The sequence below is a fragment of the Flavobacterium rhamnosi genome, assembly GCF_048286515.1.
Lineage (GTDB): Bacteria > Bacteroidota > Bacteroidia > Flavobacteriales > Flavobacteriaceae > Flavobacterium.
Window position 1 is genome coordinate 18355 of the sequence record NZ_JBLVPS010000030.1, and the last position, 20087, is coordinate 38441.

Below are 20087 nucleotides of genomic sequence, written 5' to 3' on the forward strand. Positions count from 1 at the left end.
TGAAATCCAGAAAAAATGAAAATAATCTGCATTGGTAGAAATTATACTAACCATATAGAGGAGTTGCACAACGAAAGACCTGCAGAGCCTGTGGTTTTTATGAAACCGGACTCGGCTGTTTTGTTGAAACAGCATCCGTTTGTAATCCCTGAATTTTCGGAAGATGTTCACCATGAAATTGAAATTATTGTCAAAATAAATAAGGTTGGTAAATACATAGAACCTAAGTTCGCTCATAAGTATTATGACGAAATTAGTGTCGGAATTGATTTTACCGCCCGGGATTTACAAGATAAATTAAAAGCTAAAGGCTTGCCTTGGGAAAAAGCAAAAGCATTTGATGGCTCGGCGGTTATAGGAGAATTTTTACCTAAAAATCAATTTAGTTCATTAGAAAATATTACTTTTGAATTAACCAACAACAATAAAACGGTGCAAATAGGTAATTCTAATCTTATGTTGTGGAAAATTGATGAACTAATTTCACATGTTTCTCAGTTTTTTACCTTAAAAATTGGGGATATCATTTTTACAGGAACTCCAGAGGGAGTGGCGGCTGTAAAACCAGATGACGTTTTAGAAGGGTTTTTAGAAGGACAACAACTATTTAGAATACAAGTAAAATAATGGCTATAAACTACAACCTTTCAAAAGTGTACGCACTTTCAGACAACGATCCAGAATTTGTAAATGAAATTTTGACTTTGTTCGTTACTGAAGTTCCAGAAGATTTATTGCAAATCAAAGAAGGGATAAAAAAGAAAGACCATAAGCATGCTTATGCCTATGCGCACAAAATAAAACCAACGTTGGATTTAATGGGTTTAAACGTAGCTTTTGAAGAGATTCTTCAAATAGAGGCCTGGACTAAAGTTGAAGGTAAAAAGAAAGATATCAAAGAGACTTTCAAGAGTGTTAAGAATCAGGTCAATGATGCTGTTAAAGAAATCAAAAAAGACTTTGATCTGTAAAATTTTGGCATAATCTGCTGAAAAAGCGGATTGGGTTATCCGTTACAGTCTCCCGAAGAAAATCGGGAGATTTTTTACTTTATCCCTCACATAAAAAAGGAACATGCTAACTTTAGAATTCCTCTTTTCAGATTACAATCTCACAAAATAAACAGTCTTAAAAAAATGAAAGCAACCATAGTTACTATAGGTGACGAAATTTTAATAGGCCAAATTGTCGATACAAATTCTGGTTTTATTGCAAAATCACTGGACAAAATTGGTGTTGAAATTAACGAAATGATTTCGATAAGCGATGATAAAAAGCACATTTTAGATACTTTTGCAAAGCTTCAAAACACAGTGGATTTAGTGATCATTACCGGCGGTTTAGGACCAACAAAAGATGATGTTACCAAGAAGACATTTTGTGAGTATTTTGAAGATGAACTAATTGTTGATCAGAAGGTTCTGGCTCATGTTACACAGCTTATTGAAGGCTTTTACAAGCGGACAATCACCCAAATAAATAAAGATCAGGCATTGGTTCCGTCAAAATGTACAGTACTTCATAATCAGGTGGGTACGGCGCCTGGAATGTGGATGAAAAAAGAAAACACTGTCTTTATTTCGCTTCCCGGGGTTCCTTTTGAAATGAAATATTTAGTAGAGAATGAAATTATCTCAAAAGTAGTTCGGGAATATAAACGCCCCTATATCCTTCATAAAACAATTCTTACGTACGGTCAGGGAGAAAGTATGGTTGCCGAGCGTATCGAAGAATGGGAAAATAACCTTCCTGAATTTATCAAATTAGCTTATTTGCCTGCTCCTGGAAGGGTTCGTTTGCGTCTTTCAGCGCGAGGTACCAATAAAGAAAAATTAGAGGCTGCCATCGAAGAAAATGTAAAATCGCTGGATGCAATAATTCATGATATTATTGTTGGTTTTGATGATGATGAAACCTTGGAGGTTGTAGTAGGAAAAATACTGGCAAAACAAAACAGGACACTTTCAACGGCAGAAAGTTGCACAGGAGGAAAAATAGCTGAAGTTTTGACTTCGGTTTCTGGTTCTTCCAAATATTTTAAGGGAAGCGTGGTTTCTTATGCAACAGAAGTTAAAATTAATGTTTTGGGTATTCCGGAAAGCCTCATAAACGAGCATTCCGTTGTGAGTAGTGAAGTGGTTTCGGCGATGGCTTTAAGCATAAAAAAGATGATGAACACAGATTATGCAATTGCTACAACTGGAAATGCAGGACCGTTAAAAGGGGATTCAAATGCCGATATTGGAACTGTTTTTATCGCGTTGGCAACACCAAGTGAAGTAATTGTTGAAGAATTTAATTTTGGCCAACCCCGTGAAAAAGTGATAGATAGAGCGGTAATTAAAAGTTTAGAGCTATTACAGAAAGAAATTTTGAAAAATGTGTAATATTTTCTTTGCTTAATAGGTTTATTTTTCTTTTCTTTGCACCCTGATTTTGAATAACGATAAAAGATAAGTATAATGTCAAGAGTTTGTGACCTTACAGGTAAAAGAGCGATGGTAGGAAATAACGTTTCTCACGCTATGAACAAAACTAAGAGAAAATTTTCTGTAAACTTAGTTAAAAAGCGTTTTTATCTTCCAGAAGAAGATAGATGGATTACTCTAAGAGTAGCTGCATCTACGATAAAAACAATTAATAAAAATGGAATCGCTGCAGTTTTGAAAAAAGCGCAGTCAGAAGGATTTATCAAATAATCCCTTCCAAAATAAAAAAATAGCAAGATGGCAAAGAAAGGTAATAGAATCCAGGTAATTTTAGAATGTACTGAACACAAAACATCAGGTGTTGCAGGGACTTCAAGATACATAACAACAAAGAACAAAAAAAATACTCCGGACAGATTAGAGATTAAGAAATTTAATCCAATCTTGAAGCGTGTAACTGTTCATAAAGAAATTAAATAATAATTAGTCATGGCAAAGAAAACAGTAGCATCGTTACAGACATCTTCTAAGAGATTATCAAAAGCCATTAAAATGGTGAAATCTCCAGTAACAGGGGCATATACATTCGTAGAATCTATTATGACTCCAGAAGCAGTTGATGAATTCTTGAAAAAGAAGTAATTTACAATAGCATTATATAGAAAAGCTACTTTCATTCGGAAGTAGCTTTTTTATTTTTTATATTTACCGTCAGAAAATAGTATCGGGTTATTTTACTTTATACTTCATTCTTAATACTATTTATAAAATGAGTTTTTTTAAAAGAATATTTTCTTCCGAGAAAAAAGAAACATTAGACAAAGGTCTTGAAAAATCAAAAACAAATTTCTTTTCGAAGTTAACCAAAGCCGTTGCCGGAAAGTCTAAGGTTGATGACGAAGTTTTAGATAATTTGGAAGAAATTCTTGTTGCCTCAGATGTTGGTGTGAATACCACGTTGAAAATAATCACTCGAATAGAAAACCGTGTTGCTTCCGATAAATATTTGGGCATAGAGGAGCTTAATGAAATATTACGAGAGGAAATTGCCGCTTTATTAGCGGAGACAAATTCAGGTGAAGCAACCGAATTTGTTATTCCAACACAAACGAAACCGTATGTTTTAATGGTGGTAGGTGTGAATGGAGTTGGAAAAACTACAACTATAGGTAAGTTAGCGTATCAATTTAAAAAAGCAGGCTATAAAGTGGTTTTGGGTGCAGCAGATACATTTCGTGCGGCAGCCATTGATCAATTGCAAATATGGGCGGATAGAGTAGGAGTTCCTATAGTAAGACAAAATATGGGGAGTGATCCTGCTTCTGTAGCTTTTGATACCTTACAATCAGCTGTTGCGCAAGATGCGGATATTGTTATTATTGACACTGCAGGACGATTGCACAATAAAGTAAATTTAATGAATGAATTGACCAAAGTAAAGCGAGTAATGCAAAAAGTTGTTAACGATGCGCCTCACGATGTATTATTAGTTTTAGATGGTTCAACCGGTCAAAATGCTTTTGAGCAAGCTAAGCAATTTACTGCTGCCACAGAGGTTACTTGTTTGGCCGTGACCAAGCTGGACGGAACAGCCAAAGGTGGTGTTGTAATTGGGATTTCAGACCAATTCCAGATTCCAGTAAAGTATATTGGTGTGGGAGAAGGAATTGAAGATTTACAGGTTTTTAATAAGTATGAGTTTGTAGATAGTTTTTTTAAATAATTAGGCAAGTAATGAATTTTTCGTCTTTAAAAAATATACCCCCGATGTATCTTTATTTAGTGAGCATCGTTTCTTTTGTTTTAGCAAATCTTATCAGAGACAGAAGTATTGGTTTCTATTATTTTTTGTTGGTAATTGGTGTAGCTTTTTTTGTTTTAGGTTTTATAAAGCGATTGAAAACGAAGTAGGTGTTTAAAATGGCCCAATGTGGTTATTTATTGAAAGAAATAATTTTCGGAACGCCTTAGCTGCTGTTGGGAAAGGATTTTACTAAAATCTTATTTTTCATCATTTGAATTTTTCTGTTGAACGCAACATTTCATACGGTTGACAAAACAACCTTTTTTTATTTGTGCTTTTCCATTATTACAGGGTTTGCTCTAGGTATTCAATTGCTTGGAGTGTGTTAAATTTGATTAAAATAATAGTGTTTAGTGAATCATTCCTATAATAAAGCATATATTCACAAATGTTAAATGTAGTTCGTATAGAACGCGAACTTTCTTTATGTTTCAAGTTTATTATATAGAAAACAACAGTCTAAATAGGTTGTTTTAATCCTATGGCTAACATTTGATTTTTAATAGCAATACAACAAATTTCCTATTTCCCATGGTGTCCTCTGAAGAAGTACTTAAAGAACGAATCAAAGAATTAACCTGTTTGTATGATGTCTCAACCGTCATTGTGCAACATGAAGGTTCTATGGAGGCTACATTAAATACTATTTGCGCTATTTTAAAGCGTGCCTGGAGGTTTTCTGACGAAGCAATTGTAGCGTTGAAATTAGATGATTTCTATTTAACTACAGCGGTAGTTCCAGAGCAAGCCGTTTTTCAAAAATCTGAGATACGTGTCTTTCATGAATCTTTAGGTTTCGTGAAAGTGTATTATCCATCACCCAAATTTACCGATAAGCATTTTTTAAAAGAGGAAGAGAAATTGCTGAATAAGGTTTGTGCGGATATTGGTTTTTTATATGAAAAACAGTTAAATAAGGGGAAGGAAGAACAGTTGAAACGCAGTGCGGAGCGTATTGACCGATTAAGTATTTTAGGTGAGATTACTGCTGGTATTGCGCACGAGCTTAACACACCATTGGGGAATATTTTAGGATTTGCCGAGTTTATTCATGATCGAACAAAAGAAAAGCAATCAAAGCAGGATAGTTCTAAAATCATAAAAGCGGCGATCTATTCTCGGGAAGTTGTTAAAAAATTGATGTTTTTTTCTTGTGAAATGCCGCAAAACATGAGTTTTGTGAAAATAAAGCCGACTGTTTTACAAGCATTAACTTTATTAGGGCCTAATTTCAAAAAAGCGGAAGTATTTTATAAACTTAATTTTGAAAATTCTTCTTTGGAAGCGCAATTGGATACGATTCAGCTCACACAAGTATTGTTTAATATTTTGATCAATTCGATTTATGTTTCTCCTAAGTTGTCGACTATAACGGTTACCGTTTACAATGACGAAACTAATTTTTTTATTGAAATTTCTGACGAAGGACCAGGGATAAAGGACGAATATAAGGCTAAAATATTTGAACCTTTTTTTACTACAAAACCTATAGGAGAAGGATCAGGCTTAGGGCTAAGTGTAGTGCACGGAATTGTAAAGAGCCATAAAGGAGATATTGTATCTTTCAATAATAAGCCAAAAGGAACTGTCTTTCAAATACGCTTACCCTTAACTATGAAGTAATGAAACTAAAGAAAGAGAATATTCTGATTGTTGATGATAATTACGATATGCTTGAATTGCTGCAACGCAATTTGAAAGCACTTAATTTTCATACCTATAAAGCGTCTTCAGTTACGGAGGCTATTGATATTTTAAAATATAGTTCAATAGACTTATTAATTACGGATATTCAAATGCCGGGTATCAATGGGATTGAATTAATAAAATATGTGCAAGAGCATTTTCCAACTATTCCTAAACTTGTAATAACAGGATTTCCTTCTGTTGATAGTGCGATTGATGCTGTGAAATCTGGAGCTCTTGATTATTTAGCTAAACCATTTACAAATGAAGAGTTGAAAAAATCAGTTAAAAATTTAATTGATACTCTTGATAAAACTAATTTAACTATAGAGAAGAAAGGAGATCTCTCCAGTGGAGCGTCTCTTGAATATGGTGGAATTGTTGGGCAATCACAAGAGATCGTACATTTAGTTGATTTGATAGAACGCGTGAAAAATAATCGAGCGACAATTTTAATTCAAGGTGAAAGTGGTACAGGTAAGGAGCTCGTTGCCAGAGCAATTCATTATAAAGGTGCTTTTGCGTCTAATCCATTCATTGCTGTAAATTGCGGAGGCATTCCTGAAAATTTGCTGGAGTCCGAATTGTTTGGATATGTTAAAGGAGCTTTTACAGGAGCCAACGAAACCAGAAATGGATTTTTCCAAGCTGCCGCAGGAGGTACTATTTTTTTAGATGAAATTGGAACGGCACCATTATCAGTTCAGACCAGATTATTACGCGTTTTACAAGAAAAAGAAGTGAGTATGGTCGGTTCTCAAAAAGCTCAAAAAATAGAGTTGAGAATCATTGCGGCCACAAATAGTGATTTATACGAAATGTCTCAGAAGGGACTTTTCAGAGAAGATTTGTATTATAGATTAAATGTTGTCAATATTGAAACTCCTCCTCTTAGGAATCGCAAAGGCGATATAATTTTACTTATAAATACGTTTTTAAAGAAATACGGAATAGAATACAATAAACCTCTAATAGCAATTTCTGACAAAGCCACCAGAGTTTTGATGCGGCATTCTTGGCCTGGAAATGTTAGAGAGCTGGAAAACGTAATTCAGAGAATGATTATTATGAGCGGCGATGTTATAGATGTTACAGATATACCTGAATATTTAAAATATCCGATGCCTTTAGAAAAAGATGAATTAAAATCTTTAAAGGATATTGAGAAGGCATATATTCTTAAAGTGCTTTCGGCTGTTGATAATAATAAAACCAAAGCAGCAGAAATCCTGCAAATTGACCGAAAAACCTTGCGTCAAAAAATCCAGTAATATCCAATAATAGTCCTTTTTTTTGGTGGGTATTTATTCCCTTTTCGGGGAGTTTCTCCTCAATGTGTTTTCTGTTTCTTTTTTAAGCTATTTTGTTAATGTGTTGATTTTTAATTGATTGATGGTTATTTGGTTTGTAAAAAACTGGATTGGCATGCAGTTTGTCTACTGTATGTTAATTAATGATTTTTAAAATTAAAACTATTAAAATTACATGAGATGAACGTATTAAACAAACAAAAAATTAATTCCATTCCAGGTGGAATTGACGCTAATTCCATTACTCAAAAAATAAAAGGCAAGTCTGATTTTTCTACAATTGGAATCGATCCTCTACTTTTAATGAACAAAGTTCATAGTGGATTATGTGTGAATTGTGATTTTAAAAACAAGTGTTTCTGGCAAAGCATGAGCAAGATATTTTGTGAACATTATCAATAAAAACTATGATAGCTATTAAAGATTTAAAGAAAAAAAGCATGTACGAAAATGTCATGCAACAATTTAACAAGACTGCTGATTTAATCCATCTAAATCCTAATATTAGAAAGATTTTATCAATAACAAATAATGAAATTATTCTCCATTTTCCTGTAAAAATGGATAACGGTGAAGTGAAAATTTTCACAGGATATCGTGTTCAGCATAATAATGCCTTAGGGCCCTACAAAGGGGGATTGCGGTACCATCCAACTGTAGATGTGGAGGATGCTAAGGCATTGGCTATGTGGATGACTTGGAAAACATCTTTGGCGGGCTTACCGTACGGAGGTGCGAAAGGAGGTATTCAAATTGATCCACGCGATTATTCATTAGGAGAACTGGAGCGGATAACGAGACGATTTACGTATGCATTGGGTGATAATATAGGTCCAAATTATGATATTCCTGCTCCAGATGTAAATACCAATGAGCAAACAATGGCTTGGATTTCGGATACTTATATGTTAACAAAATCGCCGTCTGAGCGTTCAAACAGCCAACATGTTGTAACTGGAAAACCTATCGGATCCGGAGGCTTAGAAGGCAGAAATAGAGCAACAGGTTTTGGAGTATTTTTGACCATAAAATTATTGCAGGAAAGTAGAGGAGAAAGTCTTAAAGGGAAGAAATTTATTGTCCAGGGATTTGGAAATGTAGGGTATTGGACTTCTCATTTTCTAACCAAAGAAGGAGCAATATTAATAGCGGTTCAAGACGCACATGCAACGGTATTTAATGAAAATGGTATTTCAGTTGAAGCTTTATTTGAACACTCTAAACCCAGAAAAGGCTCTATAAAAGGTTTCAATGGAGCTGTAGAAATAGTTCCGGATAGCTTTTTTGGATTGGAATGTGATATTCTTATTCCAGCTGCCTTGGGTAACCAGATCACAGAGGAGAATGCATTTATGATTAAAGCAAAAATTATTGCTGAGGGAGCCAATGGTCCAATTGATGCAGAAGGAGAAAGAATTATCCTTGACAACGGTATAACCATTATACCCGATATTCTCTGTAATTCCGGAGGTGTAATAGGAAGCTATTTTGAATGGCTACAAAATAGAAACGGTGAATTATGGGAACTTGAAGAAGTAATGCATAAGTTGGAAAAAAAGATTTCTGAAGTTTTTAAAAAAGTAGAAGGAGTTGTTGTTGAGGGGGCGATAGATTGGAGAACCGCAGCGTATATTTTAGCTGTCACCAGAATTGAAACCGCTTACATTCAACGTGGTATTTTTCCATAAACAATTTCTTTAATCCGATTGTAAAAAGCCTTTATAGTAATTTCCGAATACTATAAAGGCTTTAATATTAATTTTTTTTAAATAAATTTATGAAATATAGTAATCTTATAATAGATAAAGACGAATATAATTCGCTGATGAGAAGTATTTCCATTTCAACCAATACTACTGATAAAACATATGCAGCTTCGATAAAAAAATTGAGTGCTGAATTAAAATCGGCAAAAATTGTAAAAAATGATACGGTACCAAAAGATGTCGTCCGTTTTAATTCCTTTGTAACCATATGCACTTCTTTTAATGTGGAAAGATGTTATCAAATAGTTCCTCCCGAAAAAAGTGATGTTCTTCAAAATAAGATTTCAATTTTATCTCCTATGGCTCTTGCTCTCTTTGGATATGCAAAAGATGATGAAATCAGTTGGGAATTTCCATCGGGAATCAGTACAATAAAAATAATTGACGTAGTGCAAAAAGGGACTGTATGAAAACACAAAAAAACAAAGTAGGCTACTGGTATAATGCGCTAATCTTTTGCCACAATGTTTCATCAAAATCCGACAAAGCCAGATTGACAGTATCGGCTGCTTCGCCCATTCTGATTACTACCATTTTCTTGCTCGGAATGACATATATTTTTTGATCATTTTTACCTAAAGCCATGAACATATCGTTTGGCGCAGTAGGAATGATACTTCCGGGAATTGTAAGCTGTGATTGTGGTATATGGTAGCTGCTTTTCCCGTTGAGCCACCACAAATAGCCGTAACCAAGGTTTATGTTTTGAGAAGTGGTTGTAGCTTCGTTACTATAACTTTCATTTAAAATAACAGTGCTATTCCATTTTCCTTTGTTGTATATTAATAAACCAAATCGCGCCATACTTCGTGTAGTACTTCCGTAAACAGAATTATTTCCAGACTGGAACCAAGCGCCATCCATTCCTATTTTGTCTTTTAATCGGGTGTTGAAGTAAGTGTTCCACGTTTGACCGCTTGCCTGAGCAACAACATCTTGCAATTTGACATACACATTGTGATACGCCCAGCGTGTTCCTGCATCTGCTTTGTATTGAAGACTTGCCGGGGAGACATCATCACCATTTGCAATGTCTTCCAGTCCGGACGTCATGTTGAGGAGGTTTTTGCAGGTGATAAGGTTTTCTTTGGCTAAAGTTGTACTGGTCCATCCTGTTCCAATGTATTGAGAAACTTTAGTATTGATGTTCAATAAACCTTCTTGTTGTGCAATTCCTGTCAGTGTTGCTGTTAGTGTTTTTCCAGCGCTTGCCCAATACCAATTGCTTGTTTCGGTATGTCCGTTAAAATAATTTTCCATTACGATTCTACCGTTTACCAGAATAATGAAACCTTTGGAATGTTTCAGCTCTAAATAATCAAGAAGTGGTTGGACAGCGGTCGGTTTCCAACCCAAACTTACAATTGATTTTGTTTCCCAGGTTGTACCTGTTAAAGGAGGAAAGTATAGCGTTTCTGTCGGTGCGGGAGCTGGACCATTAGATTCATAACTACAACAAATACAGGTAAATAGGATAAGTAAACTAAAGATTGCTTTTGACATATTTCCAGTGATTTATTTGTAATTCCTTTAAGACCAAAAATATAGAAAATAGTTTAATGTGTTCTACTATTTTTGTTTTCTTTGAATTTAATAAGTTTAACTTTGTAGTGTATGACAAAAGTCTTGTTGACTAAAAATACCTTGCCACTGATGGTAGCTGCATGCCACGATTTTTTGGCGTTGGTATCGCTAAAAACAGGAAATAACGCTAAAAAAAAACAATAATTACATGAAAAATACATTTTGGATTTTGTTTGTTTCACTCTTTTTTGTGGGGTGTCAACAAAATATAAAGCCCTCTGATATAACTAAATTAAATGGGTATTGGGAAATTGAGAAGGTTGTTTTTGAGAAAGGAAAGGACAAGGAGTATGGCATGAACGAAAATTTTGATTATTTCAAAATGGAGAAAAATAATAAGGGAATTCGGAAGAAAGTAACGCCACAAATGGACGGGACTTTTTTGGTGAATGATACTTATGAAAATGTGACGGTTCGATTCAAAGAGGATAAAGCATATTTGGACTATTCTACTCCTTATATGAAATGGAGTGAGGAAGTAATCGCTTTGTCAGAAAAAGAATTAGTGTTGTTGAATGCAGAAAAAACAGAATATCATTATAAGAAAACCGAACCAATAAATTTACTTGACGATGGCAAAAAGGTTAAATAATCAAAGTACAATAGGGGATGTTTTGAAACAAATTATCCAAGTTAACAAATTGCAGCCTGGAATGGATCAAATTGATGTGAAAGACGCATGGAAAAATCTTATGGGAAATGGTGTGAATAGTTACACCAATAATGTGGTTTTGAAAGGAAGCACTTTGTATGTAGAGCTAACTTCTTCAGTATTAAGAGAAGAATTAAGTCATGGAAGATCGAAAATTGTCGCCATGATTAACGAAGAACTGCGCCGCGATGTGGTTAAAGATGTTGTTTTGAGATAGGTGGTCTCCAATCCTAAACTATCTTCGGTTTTTAGAGTACCGGAGCAGCACTATTTATAAAACAAAACCCACCTAATTATTAATTATTAAGTGGGTTTTGTTTTATCCAAAATTTAAAAAGACTGAATTAGAACTGCTCTCTTCCAGCAAAATGGAAAGCACCTTCAATAGCTGCATTTTCATCGCTATCAGAACCGTGAACTGCATTTTCTCCAATAGAAGTAGCGTATGCTTTACGGATTGTACCTTCAGCAGCTTCAGCAGGATTTGTAGCGCCAATTAAAGTTCTGAAATCTTCAACAGCGTTGTCTTTTTCTAAAATTGCAGCAACAATTGGTCCTCTTGACATGAATTCCACTAATTCACCATAAAAAGGTCTTGCAGCGTGAACTTCATAAAATGCTTGAGCATCAGCTACAGTTAATTGTGTTAATTTCAAAGAAACAATTTTGAAACCTGCAGTTGTAATCATAGCAAGTATGTTTCCGATGTGTCCGTTAGCAACAGCATCAGGCTTAATCATTGTAAAAGTTCTATTAGTAGCCATTTTTGTATTTTTTTATATTTGGGTGCAAAAGTAGACTTTTTTTATGTGTTTGTTTTAATAAATAACCAATAAAAAGGTGTTTATTTAGGATTAACACGGTTTTTTTTAAATTTAAGCGGTAAAGACTAATTTATGTGTATAAAATGGTCCTAAAATCAAAGACCAAATAGTTACATAAAGGAAGGTCCAGTTAACGCTGTCTTGGTATTACTGAAAAGAAGAGAAAGAAATTAAAGAAAGTAGTACTAAAGCGATGTGCATAAACGAGGAAGGTCTACCTTCTCTGGTCATTCTTTTAAAGGTTGACTTAGTTTTTAGGATAGTGTGATTATTTCAAAATTAGATTGCAAAGGTTTTAATTGTTTAATCAATGCAGGAATTAAACTTTCTCCGTTTTCCAGATAGAATTCTGAAAAATTAGCTTGACGTTCCTGTAAACTTTGGTTGGGAAACAATTCGTTTTGCAAGTCGGTGATGCGTTGTAAAATATCGCTTAATTTTCTTTTCTGAGCCTTAAGTAATCGTTTCTCCAAGTTTTCCAATCCTTTAGTTTGTTTTACTTCCTGTGCTTTTACCGCGCCAATGAAAGAGTCATCCGTTTTATTTGCTATTTCATAAAGTGTCTGAAATTGTTCTTGCAATTGCTTTTTCAGATTAGTCAAATCGATTGGGAATTCCGATAATTGTTTAGTCTTAGTATTTACTAAATCCTCTTGTTTTGAAAATAAGTCGTTCCAGTTTAAATCTAATTTATCTGCTTTTTTAGTTTGCTTTTCGGTTGCTAAAAGCACCGAATTTCGAACCAATAGTATGGGAAAAGTAATGTTTGCAGCATCAAAAAAGGATTTCAATTCCAACCAATACGCAATTTCTCCGCCTCCGCCAATGTAACATAAATTAGGTAAAATTACTTCCTGATACAGCGGACGCATAATCACGTTAGGGCTAAATTTTTCAGGATGATTTTCCAAAAGTGTTAAAATTTCGATTTCAGAAAATTCAATTTTTGTATGATTTACTTTGTATTTGCCGTTTTCAAAAACGATACGTTCACGTAAATGATCCTCGATATAAAACAAATTGATTTCTCGCGGATTTACCTGAATAGTATAGTCTTTTAATTTTTCTGCTGTTTCAAGCACCAATGGATGTGAAGATTGATGTAATAGCTCTTCTTTTACAAAAGGGATGAAGTTGCGTTTTAAATCAGTATCATCAGCATCCAAAATAACTAAGCCGTAAACTCCAAAAAGAACATTCGCTAAATGTCTTGTGGCATCAGCTAAATTAGCGTGGTTGATATAAGAATCCTCAAATAATTTTTTTATTGTATTTGCATTGGTACTGGAGCCAATTTCTAATGCAAATATTTCAAGAAATTCATCTAGACCTTCTGTAGATAATCTTCCAACGGGACCAGTACTTTGGGTATTCCAACGGAATTTTTTGCCTTTAAAATTAAAATAATTGATTTCTTCAAAGTCATGGTCTTCGGTTGCCATCCAATAAATTGGAACAAAGTTATAAGTTGGATATTTCGCTTTTAATTCGGTTGTCAAATTAATAGTTGAAATGATTTTATACAAGAAATATAAGGGACCACTGAATAAATTCAATTGATGTCCAGTGGTGACAGTAAATGTATTTACATTATTTAAAGCGGCAATGTTTTGTTTGGTCAAAGCGGAACTTTCAACGCTGGTATATTGTTTTTGTAAAACCTTAATCAACGTTTTTCGAGAGGTATCATTAAAATTTATTTGCTTCTCCTGAATTTGTCCTTCAAAGTTTTCAAGCGTTGGAAATCTGTTATATAGGGATTGTAAGTTTGTCTTCTGGTCTAAATAATCATTCATCAAAGTAGAAAAATATCCGGAATTCTGATAGTTGATACAGTCGGTTGGCATAATAAATTTTTATATGTCGCTAAATTACCAATAATTATTGGAACTATAATATTTGTTACTTTCGAAAAATAGTATCATTTTTATACAAATATTTTAACATTAAGATGAAAGATAATTCAAATCCAATTCAAGAAAATTCATTAAAACACGTTCTTTTTGGCAGTTTAATAGGTACAACTATAGAGTTTTTTGATTTCTACATTTATGCAAATGCAGCCGTTTTGGTTTTTCCGAAACTGTTTTTTCCTTCAACAGATACTACCAATTCTGTTTTGCTGTCGCTAGCAACGTTTTCGATAGCGTTTCTTTCTCGACCTCTTGGTTCGGCGGTTTTTGGTCATTATGGAGATAAAATCGGTCGCAAGACTACGTTAGTAATCGCTTTGTTGACGATGGGTATTTCAACAGTGAGTATTGGTTTCTTACCGAGTTATGCTAGTATTGGAATTGCTGCTCCTTTATTATTAATGCTGTGTCGATTTGGTCAGGGAGTTGGTTTAGGTGGAGAATGGGGTGGGGCTGTATTATTGGCCATCGAAAATGCTCCGCCTAATAAGCGCGCTTGGTATGGTATGTTTCCTCAATTGGGAGCTCCAATAGGTTTATTGCTTTCTGGAGGGACTTTCTTAATTTTAACCGATACGATGAGTGCCGACGCTTTTCTGGATTACGGGTGGAGGATTCCGTTTATAGCGAGTTCGTTATTGGTTGTTGTAGGTTTTTATATTCGCTTAAAAATCACCGAAACTCCTGCTTTCGAAAATTCTAAAATAGAACAAGAAGAAGTGAAAATCCCATTTTTTACTTTATTAAAATTTTATAAAAACCAATTGATTTTTGGGACATTTGCTGCGATTACTACTTTCTTAGTGTTTTATCTCATGACCGTATTTACGCTTAGCTGGGCAACTTCTGATTTGGGTTATTCTAAAAGGGATTTTCTACTAATGCAGTTGTTTTCGGTATTGTTTTTTGCACTTTTTGTTCCTGTTTCGGCTTTAATTGCAGATCGTATTGGGCGTAGGAGGATGCTAATTTATGCCACAATAGCTATTGCTGTTTTTGGTTTTGCATTTTCTTTTTTCTTAAACTCAGGCAGTACTATTCTAGTGACTTTGTTTTTATGCCTTGGAATGGCCTTGATGGGATTTACGTATGGTCCTTTGGGTACTTTCTTGTCTGAATTATTCCCTACTACTGTTAGGTATTCAGGTACTTCTTTGGCATTTAATTTGGCAGGAATCATCGGAGCAGCTTTTGCGCCCATGATAGCGATATGGCTGGCGACGCACTACAGTTTGACTTACGTTGGTTTCTATTTGAGTACTGCGGCCTTTATCTCTTTATTTTCGTTGTTGATGATTAGCAAAAAGGAGCATAAATTTTGATGTTAAATTATCGTTTCAAACTAAAATGACCTCTGTATTCTTTTTTATTATTTCTGTTCACTACAAACTAATAATCTGTTGCGGGAAGTTGCTGACCATTGACAGTTCCGTCCCAAGAGGTGTTTTGAGTTAATTCTGTGATAAATTTTCCATAACGGTCTATTATTAATTAACTAAGGTCTAGCAGTAATTTATGTTTTAGAGAGATGATTTAAAACAATCGTAAATGAAATAAATAGCTGCAAATTACATCACAATTAAAAGAGGCTGTATTTTAGATTTGAATCCAAAGAATAAATAAAAAGGTAAGCTTTTACTTTTGTGGAAAGAACATAAATATCCCTTATTTTTGCACAAAACTTATTTCTTTTGAAAACCAAACTATTCTTAATTACGCCTCCTTTTACGCAACTGAATACACCGTATCCGGCAACCGCTTATATAAAAGGTTTTCTGAATACCAAAGACATTGAGTCTGTTCAGGCAGATTTGGGTATCGAAGTGATTTTGAAATTGTTTTCGAAAGAAGGTTTGAAGGATGTATTTACTTTTCCATCTAAAATGGAAAACCTGACACCTAATAGCCAAAGAATCGCAGCTTTACAAGACGAATATTTAAAAACTATTGATCCCGTAATTGCTTTTTTGCAAGGTAAGAATCCAACGTTGGCACTGCAGATCTGTCAGGAGGATTTCTTGCCAGAAGCGTCTCGATTTGCACAATTAGAAGAACTGGATTGGGCTTTTGGAACGATGGGGACGCAAGATAAAGCGAAACATTTAGCCACTTTGTATCTCGAGGATATTTCGGATTTCATTGTGGAGTGTGTTGATCCTAATTTTGGATTCAGCCGCTATGCAGAACGTTTGGGTCGAAGTGCCAATTCTTTTGACGAATTATACAACGCCTTACAAGAGGAACCGACCTATATTGATGCTGTACTTCTTTCGATTCTAAAAGAACGAATAGAAACGATTAAACCTACATTATTCCTAATTTCAGTACCTTTTCCAGGGAACTTATATGCCGCTTTTCGTTCCGCTCAATGGGTAAAAAAGGAGTATCCCAATATCAAGATTTCTATGGGTGGCGGTTTTCCGAACACTGAATTGCGTTCGCTTTCAGATGTACGCGTTTTTGAGTTTTTCGATTTTATTACTTTAGATGATGGAGAAATGCCAATTGAAGAGCTAATCGCCAGTATTGAAAATCCGAATTACAATTCCTATAAACGAACGTTCTTATTAGAGAACGGAAAAGTGGTTTACAAAAATAATTCACTGAAACAGGATTACAAACAATCGCAAGTGGGCACCCCGGATTATTCTGATTTGCTTTTGGATAAGTACATTTCGGTTATCGAAATTGTGAATCCAATGCACCGTATGTGGAGCGACGGTCGCTGGAACAAACTCACCATGGCGCACGGTTGTTACTGGGGGAAATGTACGTTTTGTGATATTTCTTTAGATTATATAAAAGTATATGAACCTGTTGCCGCCAGCTTATTATGCGATCGAATGGAGGAAATGATTGCCCAAACGGGTGAGAACGGATTTCATTTTGTAGACGAAGCGGCGCCGCCAGCTCTAATGCGGGCTTTGGCACTAGAAATTCTGCGTCGGAAGTTAGCCGTGTCCTGGTGGACAAACATCAGATTCGAAAAAAGTTTCACCAAAGATTTGTGTTTGCTTTTAAAAGCCTCGGGTTGCATTGCTGTTTCCGGGGGTCTCGAAGTCGCTTCTGATAGACTATTAAAATTAATTGACAAGGGCGTAACAGTCGAACAAGTCGCTAAAGTAACTCGAAATTTCACAGAAGCAGGCGTAATGGTGCATGCCTACTTAATGTATGGATATCCTACACAAACGATCCAGGAAACCGTAGACAGTCTCGAAATGGTAAGACAGTTGTTTGAAGTTGGCGTGCTGCAATCGGGATTTTGGCATCAATTTGCAATGACGGCACACAGTCCCGTGGGCTTGTATCCAGAGAAATTTGGAGTGGTCAAAGAAACCGAAATCTTGGGAACTTTCGCCAATAATGATATTAATTATACTGATGCGACAGGGATCGACCACGATAAATTTAGTTTTGGGCTCAAGAAATCTTTGTTTAATTTCATGCATGGAATCTGTTTTGACTATGAGTTGCAGGATTGGTTTGAATTTAAAATTCCAAAAACTAAAATTTCCCCTGATTTTATATTTGATGCCTTGCAAGAAGATGGTGATTTCAATATCAAACCTACTGCGAAAATCGTTTGGTTAGGAGGGAAACCATTTTTAGCGTACGTTACCAAATCCAAAAAAGGAAATTCTTGGGAAATGATGACTTTAACTTTCCACGATAAAAAAGAAAGTTTCAGCATTCAAACCAATAAAAAAGAAGGCGAATGGCTGGTGGAAATACTGCAAAAATTATCAGTTTCGAATGCTAAAGTCAACACGTTTCAAGAAATAAAATTAGATTTTGAAACACAGCTGGAAGATTTTGAATTGTTTTGGTACTCAAAACCAGTTAAAACCCTTAGAGAATTTGGTCTGTTAGTCTTGTAAATTTATTTTAAAAAGACCTATTTAAATTAGCATAAAAATTTTATTTTTCGATTACGAAAACGTTTTCTTTACTTATTTTTACAACCAAATTTAAATAAATACGCGTATGAGTATTGGTTATAAAGTAAATGTAAATAATGCTTTCCATTTTGATTTTGAAAAAGAAAGTATTTCACAACTGGATGCAGTTAGTGTGGAAGCTAATAAATTTCATATACTGCATCAAAACACCCCCTATAAAGCTGAAATCCTTACTTCTGATTTTCTTCAAAAAAGCTATACTGTAAAGGTGAATAACAACACCTATGTTGTGGCGATTTCAAATCCATTGGATATTCTTATCAAAGAAATGGGTTTTGAAGTAGGGCTCACCAAACAAATCAATTTTATTAAAGCACCTATGCCTGGATTGATTTTGGAAATCAGCGTTGTGGTGGGGCAAACTGTAAAAGAGAACGACAGCCTTATTATTTTGGGCGCCATGAAAATGGAAAACAGTTTCCTCTCTCCTCGGGAAGGCGTTATCAAAACGATTTCGGTAATGATGGGTGATGCAGTAGAGAAAGGGCAGTTATTAATTGAATTTGAATAGAGCGGAAAAGCAAGGCATCGAAGCAGTCTTTATTCTTTTAGTCTTATTAAAATATGAAAAAATTATTAGTTGCAAATAGAGGAGAAATTGCCATTAGGGTAATGAAAACCGCAAAAAAAATGGGCATTAAAACCGTGGCAGTTTATTCTACTGCAGATCGAAATGCCCCTCACGTAAAATTTGCTGATGAAGCGGTTTGGATCGGAGAAGCACCTTCAAGTCAATCCTATTTGTTAGGTAGCAAAATCATCGAAGTGGCGAAATCATTAGATGTGGATGCGATACATCCCGGTTATGGTTTCCTGAGCGAGAATGCTGATTTTGCTGAAGAAGCAGAGAAAAACGGCATCATTTTTATTGGTCCTAAGTCCAAAGCGATAAAAATTATGGGCAGTAAATTAGCAGCCAAAGAAGCCGTTAAGGAATATAATATTCCAATGGTTCCCGGTTTTGATCAAGCGATTACTGATGTCGAAAAAGCTAAAGTAGTTGCCAAGGAAATTGGTTTTCCTATACTGATCAAAGCTTCGGCTGGTGGTGGCGGAAAAGGAATGCGTGTGGTAGAAAGTGAAGCTGATTTTGAATCCCAAATGGATCGAGCCATTAGTGAAGCGATTTCGGCCTTTGGAGATGGTTCGGTTTTTATCGAAAAATATGTGGGCTCGCCCAGGCATATTGAAATTCAGGTTATGGCGGATAGTCATGGCAATGTTTTGTATTTATTCGAAAGGGAATGCAGCATCCAGCGTCGTCATCAAAAAGTGATAGAAGAGGCGCCTTCTTCGGTTTTAACACCTGAATTGCGAATAAAAATGGGTGAAGCAGCCGTTTTGGTAGCTAAGTCCTGTGATTATTTAGGGGCAGGAACGGTCGAATTTTTATTGGATGAAAATAGTAACTTCTATTTCCTTGAAATGAATACCCGTTTGCAGGTGGAACATCCCGTTACGGAATGGATTACCGGAACCGATTTGGTTGAATTGCAAATTAGAGTGGCAAGAGGAGAGGTATTGGCGATAAGGCAAGAAGATTTGAAAATAAAAGGACACGCGATGGAATTGCGTGTGTATGCCGAAGATCCGATAAATGACTTTCTTCCCAGTGTGGGCCATTTGGATGTCTATCAATTGCCGGAAGGCGAAGGCGTTCGTGTGGATAATGGTTTTGAACAAGGTATGGATATTCCTATTTATTACGACCCGATGTTGGCCAAATTAATTACCTATGGCGAAACTCGGGAAGAGGCGATTCAAATTATGCTAAAAGCCATTGATGGTTATCATGTAGAAGGCGTGGAGACGACATTGCCTTTTGGAAAATTTGTTTTTGAACATGAGGCGTTTCGTTCCGGGAAATTTGACACGCATTTCGTAAAGAACTACTACAATGCTGATGTATTGAAAGACCAAATGGCGCAAGAAGCGGAAATCGCAGCTTTGGTGGCATTGAAACAATATTTTGAAGATCAAAAAATTGTACGCTTACGATAATTTTTCAAGAAAGCCCCCATACACTTGGGTCTTTAGACGGGGGATGAATTGAAAATGCAAATACTTCTAATCATTTTAGATATAAAAGTGACAATTAAATACTTTTTTTATATATTTGTTTAATGGAAAAGCGATGGAGGAAAAGCAGAAGTGCTA

22 protein-coding genes are annotated in these 20087 nt (G+C 35.2%); 18 read left to right on the forward strand and 4 right to left on the reverse strand.

Translation table 11 applies throughout. The annotated features are described in order from the left end of the window. Positions 1–15 precede the first annotated feature (15 nt). The 12 genes from ACNQGN_RS17295 to ACNQGN_RS17350 all read left to right on the forward strand — a co-directional run bounded on the left by ACNQGN_RS17295 (position 16) and on the right by ACNQGN_RS17350 (position 9405). The gene (locus tag ACNQGN_RS17295) at positions 16–627 is read left to right on the forward strand and encodes a fumarylacetoacetate hydrolase family protein (RefSeq protein ID WP_417989080.1); all 612 of its coding nucleotides are present in this window, start codon (positions 16–18) and stop codon (positions 625–627) included. Beyond that, complete coding sequence (locus ACNQGN_RS17300) at positions 627–971, forward strand: Hpt domain-containing protein (RefSeq protein ID WP_417989081.1); 345 nt, start codon at positions 627–629, stop codon at positions 969–971. Before ACNQGN_RS17295 ends, ACNQGN_RS17300 begins: the two co-directional genes overlap by 1 nt. 165 nt (positions 972–1136) lie before the next feature. After that, positions 1137–2387: a CinA family nicotinamide mononucleotide deamidase-related protein gene (locus ACNQGN_RS17305; protein ID WP_417989082.1), complete on the forward strand. Its 1251-nt coding sequence runs from the start codon at positions 1137–1139 to the stop codon at positions 2385–2387. 75 nt (positions 2388–2462) lie between these two features. Continuing rightward, a complete protein-coding gene (rpmB, locus tag ACNQGN_RS17310) occupies positions 2463–2699 on the forward strand; it encodes a 50S ribosomal protein L28 (RefSeq protein ID WP_024980263.1) in 237 nt (78 codons plus the stop codon). A 27-nt stretch (positions 2700–2726) separates the two neighbouring features. Continuing rightward, positions 2727–2909 carry a 50S ribosomal protein L33 gene (rpmG, locus tag ACNQGN_RS17315; RefSeq protein WP_017495179.1) on the forward strand — a complete coding sequence of 61 codons (183 nt, stop codon included), beginning with the start codon at positions 2727–2729 and terminating at the stop codon, positions 2907–2909. A 9-nt stretch (positions 2910–2918) separates the two neighbouring features. Then, a complete protein-coding gene (locus ACNQGN_RS17320) occupies positions 2919–3071 on the forward strand; it encodes a DUF4295 domain-containing protein (RefSeq protein ID WP_143386768.1) in 153 nt (50 codons plus the stop codon). Positions 3072–3198: 127 nt separating this feature from the next. Continuing rightward, complete coding sequence (gene ftsY / locus ACNQGN_RS17325) at positions 3199–4152, forward strand: signal recognition particle-docking protein FtsY (protein ID WP_417989083.1); 954 nt, start codon at positions 3199–3201, stop codon at positions 4150–4152. A gap of 612 nt (positions 4153–4764) precedes the next feature. Continuing rightward, entirely contained in the window at positions 4765–5856 is a 1092-nt protein-coding gene (locus ACNQGN_RS17330; RefSeq protein ID WP_417989084.1) for a sensor histidine kinase, read from the forward strand. Continuing rightward, positions 5856–7190 (forward strand): sigma-54-dependent transcriptional regulator, encoded by a 1335-nt coding sequence (locus ACNQGN_RS17335; RefSeq protein ID WP_417989085.1) that lies wholly within the window; start codon positions 5856–5858, stop codon positions 7188–7190. The genes ACNQGN_RS17330 and ACNQGN_RS17335 overlap by 1 nt, the downstream gene beginning before the upstream one ends. Positions 7191–7409: 219 nt before the next feature. Beyond that, positions 7410–7631 (forward strand): hypothetical protein, encoded by a 222-nt coding sequence (locus ACNQGN_RS17340; protein ID WP_417989086.1) that lies wholly within the window; start codon positions 7410–7412, stop codon positions 7629–7631. Positions 7632–7636: 5 nt separating this feature from the next. Next, positions 7637–8917, forward strand: coding sequence for a Glu/Leu/Phe/Val family dehydrogenase (locus ACNQGN_RS17345; RefSeq protein WP_417989087.1), 1281 nt, complete (start codon positions 7637–7639; stop codon positions 8915–8917). An 89-nt stretch (positions 8918–9006) separates the two neighbouring features. Then, a complete protein-coding gene (locus tag ACNQGN_RS17350; protein ID WP_417989088.1) occupies positions 9007–9405 on the forward strand; it encodes a GreA/GreB family elongation factor in 399 nt (132 codons plus the stop codon). A 22-nt stretch (positions 9406–9427) separates the two neighbouring features. Here ACNQGN_RS17350 and ACNQGN_RS17355 read toward each other — a convergent pair whose 3' ends face one another. Then, complete coding sequence (locus ACNQGN_RS17355) at positions 9428–10498, reverse strand: serine hydrolase domain-containing protein (RefSeq protein ID WP_417989089.1); 1071 nt, start codon at positions 10496–10498, stop codon at positions 9428–9430. Positions 10499–10727: 229 nt separating this feature from the next. Between ACNQGN_RS17355 and ACNQGN_RS17360 the strand changes: the two genes are divergently transcribed. Together ACNQGN_RS17360 and ACNQGN_RS17365 are read left to right on the forward strand one after the other, a co-directional pair. Further along, positions 10728–11171, forward strand: a complete 444-nt coding sequence (locus ACNQGN_RS17360; RefSeq protein ID WP_417989090.1) for a lipocalin family protein — start codon at positions 10728–10730, stop codon at positions 11169–11171. Continuing rightward, complete coding sequence (locus tag ACNQGN_RS17365; protein WP_035673647.1) at positions 11152–11448, forward strand: DciA family protein; 297 nt, start codon at positions 11152–11154, stop codon at positions 11446–11448. The genes ACNQGN_RS17360 and ACNQGN_RS17365 overlap by 20 nt, the downstream gene beginning before the upstream one ends. A gap of 127 nt (positions 11449–11575) precedes the next feature. Here ACNQGN_RS17365 and ACNQGN_RS17370 read toward each other — a convergent pair whose 3' ends face one another. Together ACNQGN_RS17370 and bshC are read right to left on the reverse strand one after the other, a co-directional pair. After that, positions 11576–11995: a nucleoside-diphosphate kinase gene (locus ACNQGN_RS17370; protein ID WP_039109514.1), complete on the reverse strand. Its 420-nt coding sequence runs from the start codon at positions 11993–11995 to the stop codon at positions 11576–11578. A 314-nt stretch (positions 11996–12309) separates the two neighbouring features. Continuing rightward, on the reverse strand, positions 12310–13902 hold the full coding sequence (bshC, locus tag ACNQGN_RS17375) for a bacillithiol biosynthesis cysteine-adding enzyme BshC (protein ID WP_417989091.1): 1593 nt from the start codon (positions 13900–13902) through the stop codon (positions 12310–12312). A 104-nt stretch (positions 13903–14006) separates the two neighbouring features. Between bshC and ACNQGN_RS17380 the strand changes: the two genes are divergently transcribed. Further along, positions 14007–15290 carry an MFS transporter gene (locus ACNQGN_RS17380; RefSeq protein WP_417989092.1) on the forward strand — a complete coding sequence of 428 codons (1284 nt, stop codon included), beginning with the start codon at positions 14007–14009 and terminating at the stop codon, positions 15288–15290. A 67-nt stretch (positions 15291–15357) separates the two neighbouring features. Here the strand turns inward: ACNQGN_RS17380 and ACNQGN_RS17385 are convergent, their stop codons facing one another. After that, positions 15358–15456: a T9SS type B sorting domain-containing protein gene (locus ACNQGN_RS17385; RefSeq protein WP_417989097.1), complete on the reverse strand. Its 99-nt coding sequence runs from the start codon at positions 15454–15456 to the stop codon at positions 15358–15360. A 203-nt stretch (positions 15457–15659) separates the two neighbouring features. Here ACNQGN_RS17385 and ACNQGN_RS17390 point away from each other — a divergent pair, with 203 nt between their 5' ends. The 3 genes from ACNQGN_RS17390 to accC all read left to right on the forward strand — a co-directional run bounded on the left by ACNQGN_RS17390 (position 15660) and on the right by accC (position 19931). Further along, a complete protein-coding gene (locus tag ACNQGN_RS17390) occupies positions 15660–17849 on the forward strand; it encodes a B12-binding domain-containing radical SAM protein (RefSeq protein ID WP_417989093.1) in 2190 nt (729 codons plus the stop codon). Positions 17850–17955: 106 nt separating this feature from the next. Next, entirely contained in the window at positions 17956–18441 is a 486-nt protein-coding gene (locus ACNQGN_RS17395) for an acyl-CoA carboxylase biotin carboxyl carrier protein subunit (RefSeq protein WP_417989094.1), read from the forward strand. Positions 18442–18494: 53 nt separating this feature from the next. Continuing rightward, entirely contained in the window at positions 18495–19931 is a 1437-nt protein-coding gene (gene accC / locus ACNQGN_RS17400; protein ID WP_417989095.1) for an acetyl-CoA carboxylase biotin carboxylase subunit, read from the forward strand. Positions 19932–20087 lie beyond the last annotated feature (156 nt).

What these genes read in the sequence shown, in the direction of transcription:
- ACNQGN_RS17295 (WP_417989080.1), top strand. Translation starts at nt 16, where the DNA reads ATGAAAATAATCTGCATTGGTAGAAATTATACTAACCATATAGAGGAG.
- ACNQGN_RS17300 (WP_417989081.1), top strand. Translation starts at nt 627, where the DNA reads ATGGCTATAAACTACAACCTTTCAAAAGTGTACGCACTTTCAGACAAC.
- ACNQGN_RS17305 (WP_417989082.1), top strand. Translation starts at nt 1,137, where the DNA reads ATGAAAGCAACCATAGTTACTATAGGTGACGAAATTTTAATAGGCCAA.
- rpmB (WP_024980263.1), top strand. Translation starts at nt 2,463, where the DNA reads ATGTCAAGAGTTTGTGACCTTACAGGTAAAAGAGCGATGGTAGGAAAT.
- rpmG (WP_017495179.1), top strand. Translation starts at nt 2,727, where the DNA reads ATGGCAAAGAAAGGTAATAGAATCCAGGTAATTTTAGAATGTACTGAA.
- ACNQGN_RS17320 (WP_143386768.1), top strand. Translation starts at nt 2,919, where the DNA reads ATGGCAAAGAAAACAGTAGCATCGTTACAGACATCTTCTAAGAGATTA.
- ftsY (WP_417989083.1), top strand. Translation starts at nt 3,199, where the DNA reads ATGAGTTTTTTTAAAAGAATATTTTCTTCCGAGAAAAAAGAAACATTA.
- ACNQGN_RS17330 (WP_417989084.1), top strand. Translation starts at nt 4,765, where the DNA reads ATGGTGTCCTCTGAAGAAGTACTTAAAGAACGAATCAAAGAATTAACC.
- ACNQGN_RS17335 (WP_417989085.1), top strand. Translation starts at nt 5,856, where the DNA reads ATGAAACTAAAGAAAGAGAATATTCTGATTGTTGATGATAATTACGAT.
- ACNQGN_RS17340 (WP_417989086.1), top strand. Translation starts at nt 7,410, where the DNA reads ATGAACGTATTAAACAAACAAAAAATTAATTCCATTCCAGGTGGAATT.
- ACNQGN_RS17345 (WP_417989087.1), top strand. Translation starts at nt 7,637, where the DNA reads ATGATAGCTATTAAAGATTTAAAGAAAAAAAGCATGTACGAAAATGTC.
- ACNQGN_RS17350 (WP_417989088.1), top strand. Translation starts at nt 9,007, where the DNA reads ATGAAATATAGTAATCTTATAATAGATAAAGACGAATATAATTCGCTG.
- ACNQGN_RS17355 (WP_417989089.1), bottom strand. Translation starts at nt 10,498, where the DNA reads ATGTCAAAAGCAATCTTTAGTTTACTTATCCTATTTACCTGTATTTGT.
- ACNQGN_RS17360 (WP_417989090.1), top strand. Translation starts at nt 10,728, where the DNA reads ATGAAAAATACATTTTGGATTTTGTTTGTTTCACTCTTTTTTGTGGGG.
- ACNQGN_RS17365 (WP_035673647.1), top strand. Translation starts at nt 11,152, where the DNA reads ATGGCAAAAAGGTTAAATAATCAAAGTACAATAGGGGATGTTTTGAAA.
- ACNQGN_RS17370 (WP_039109514.1), bottom strand. Translation starts at nt 11,995, where the DNA reads ATGGCTACTAATAGAACTTTTACAATGATTAAGCCTGATGCTGTTGCT.
- bshC (WP_417989091.1), bottom strand. Translation starts at nt 13,902, where the DNA reads ATGCCAACCGACTGTATCAACTATCAGAATTCCGGATATTTTTCTACT.
- ACNQGN_RS17380 (WP_417989092.1), top strand. Translation starts at nt 14,007, where the DNA reads ATGAAAGATAATTCAAATCCAATTCAAGAAAATTCATTAAAACACGTT.
- ACNQGN_RS17395 (WP_417989094.1), top strand. Translation starts at nt 17,956, where the DNA reads ATGAGTATTGGTTATAAAGTAAATGTAAATAATGCTTTCCATTTTGAT.
- accC (WP_417989095.1), top strand. Translation starts at nt 18,495, where the DNA reads ATGAAAAAATTATTAGTTGCAAATAGAGGAGAAATTGCCATTAGGGTA.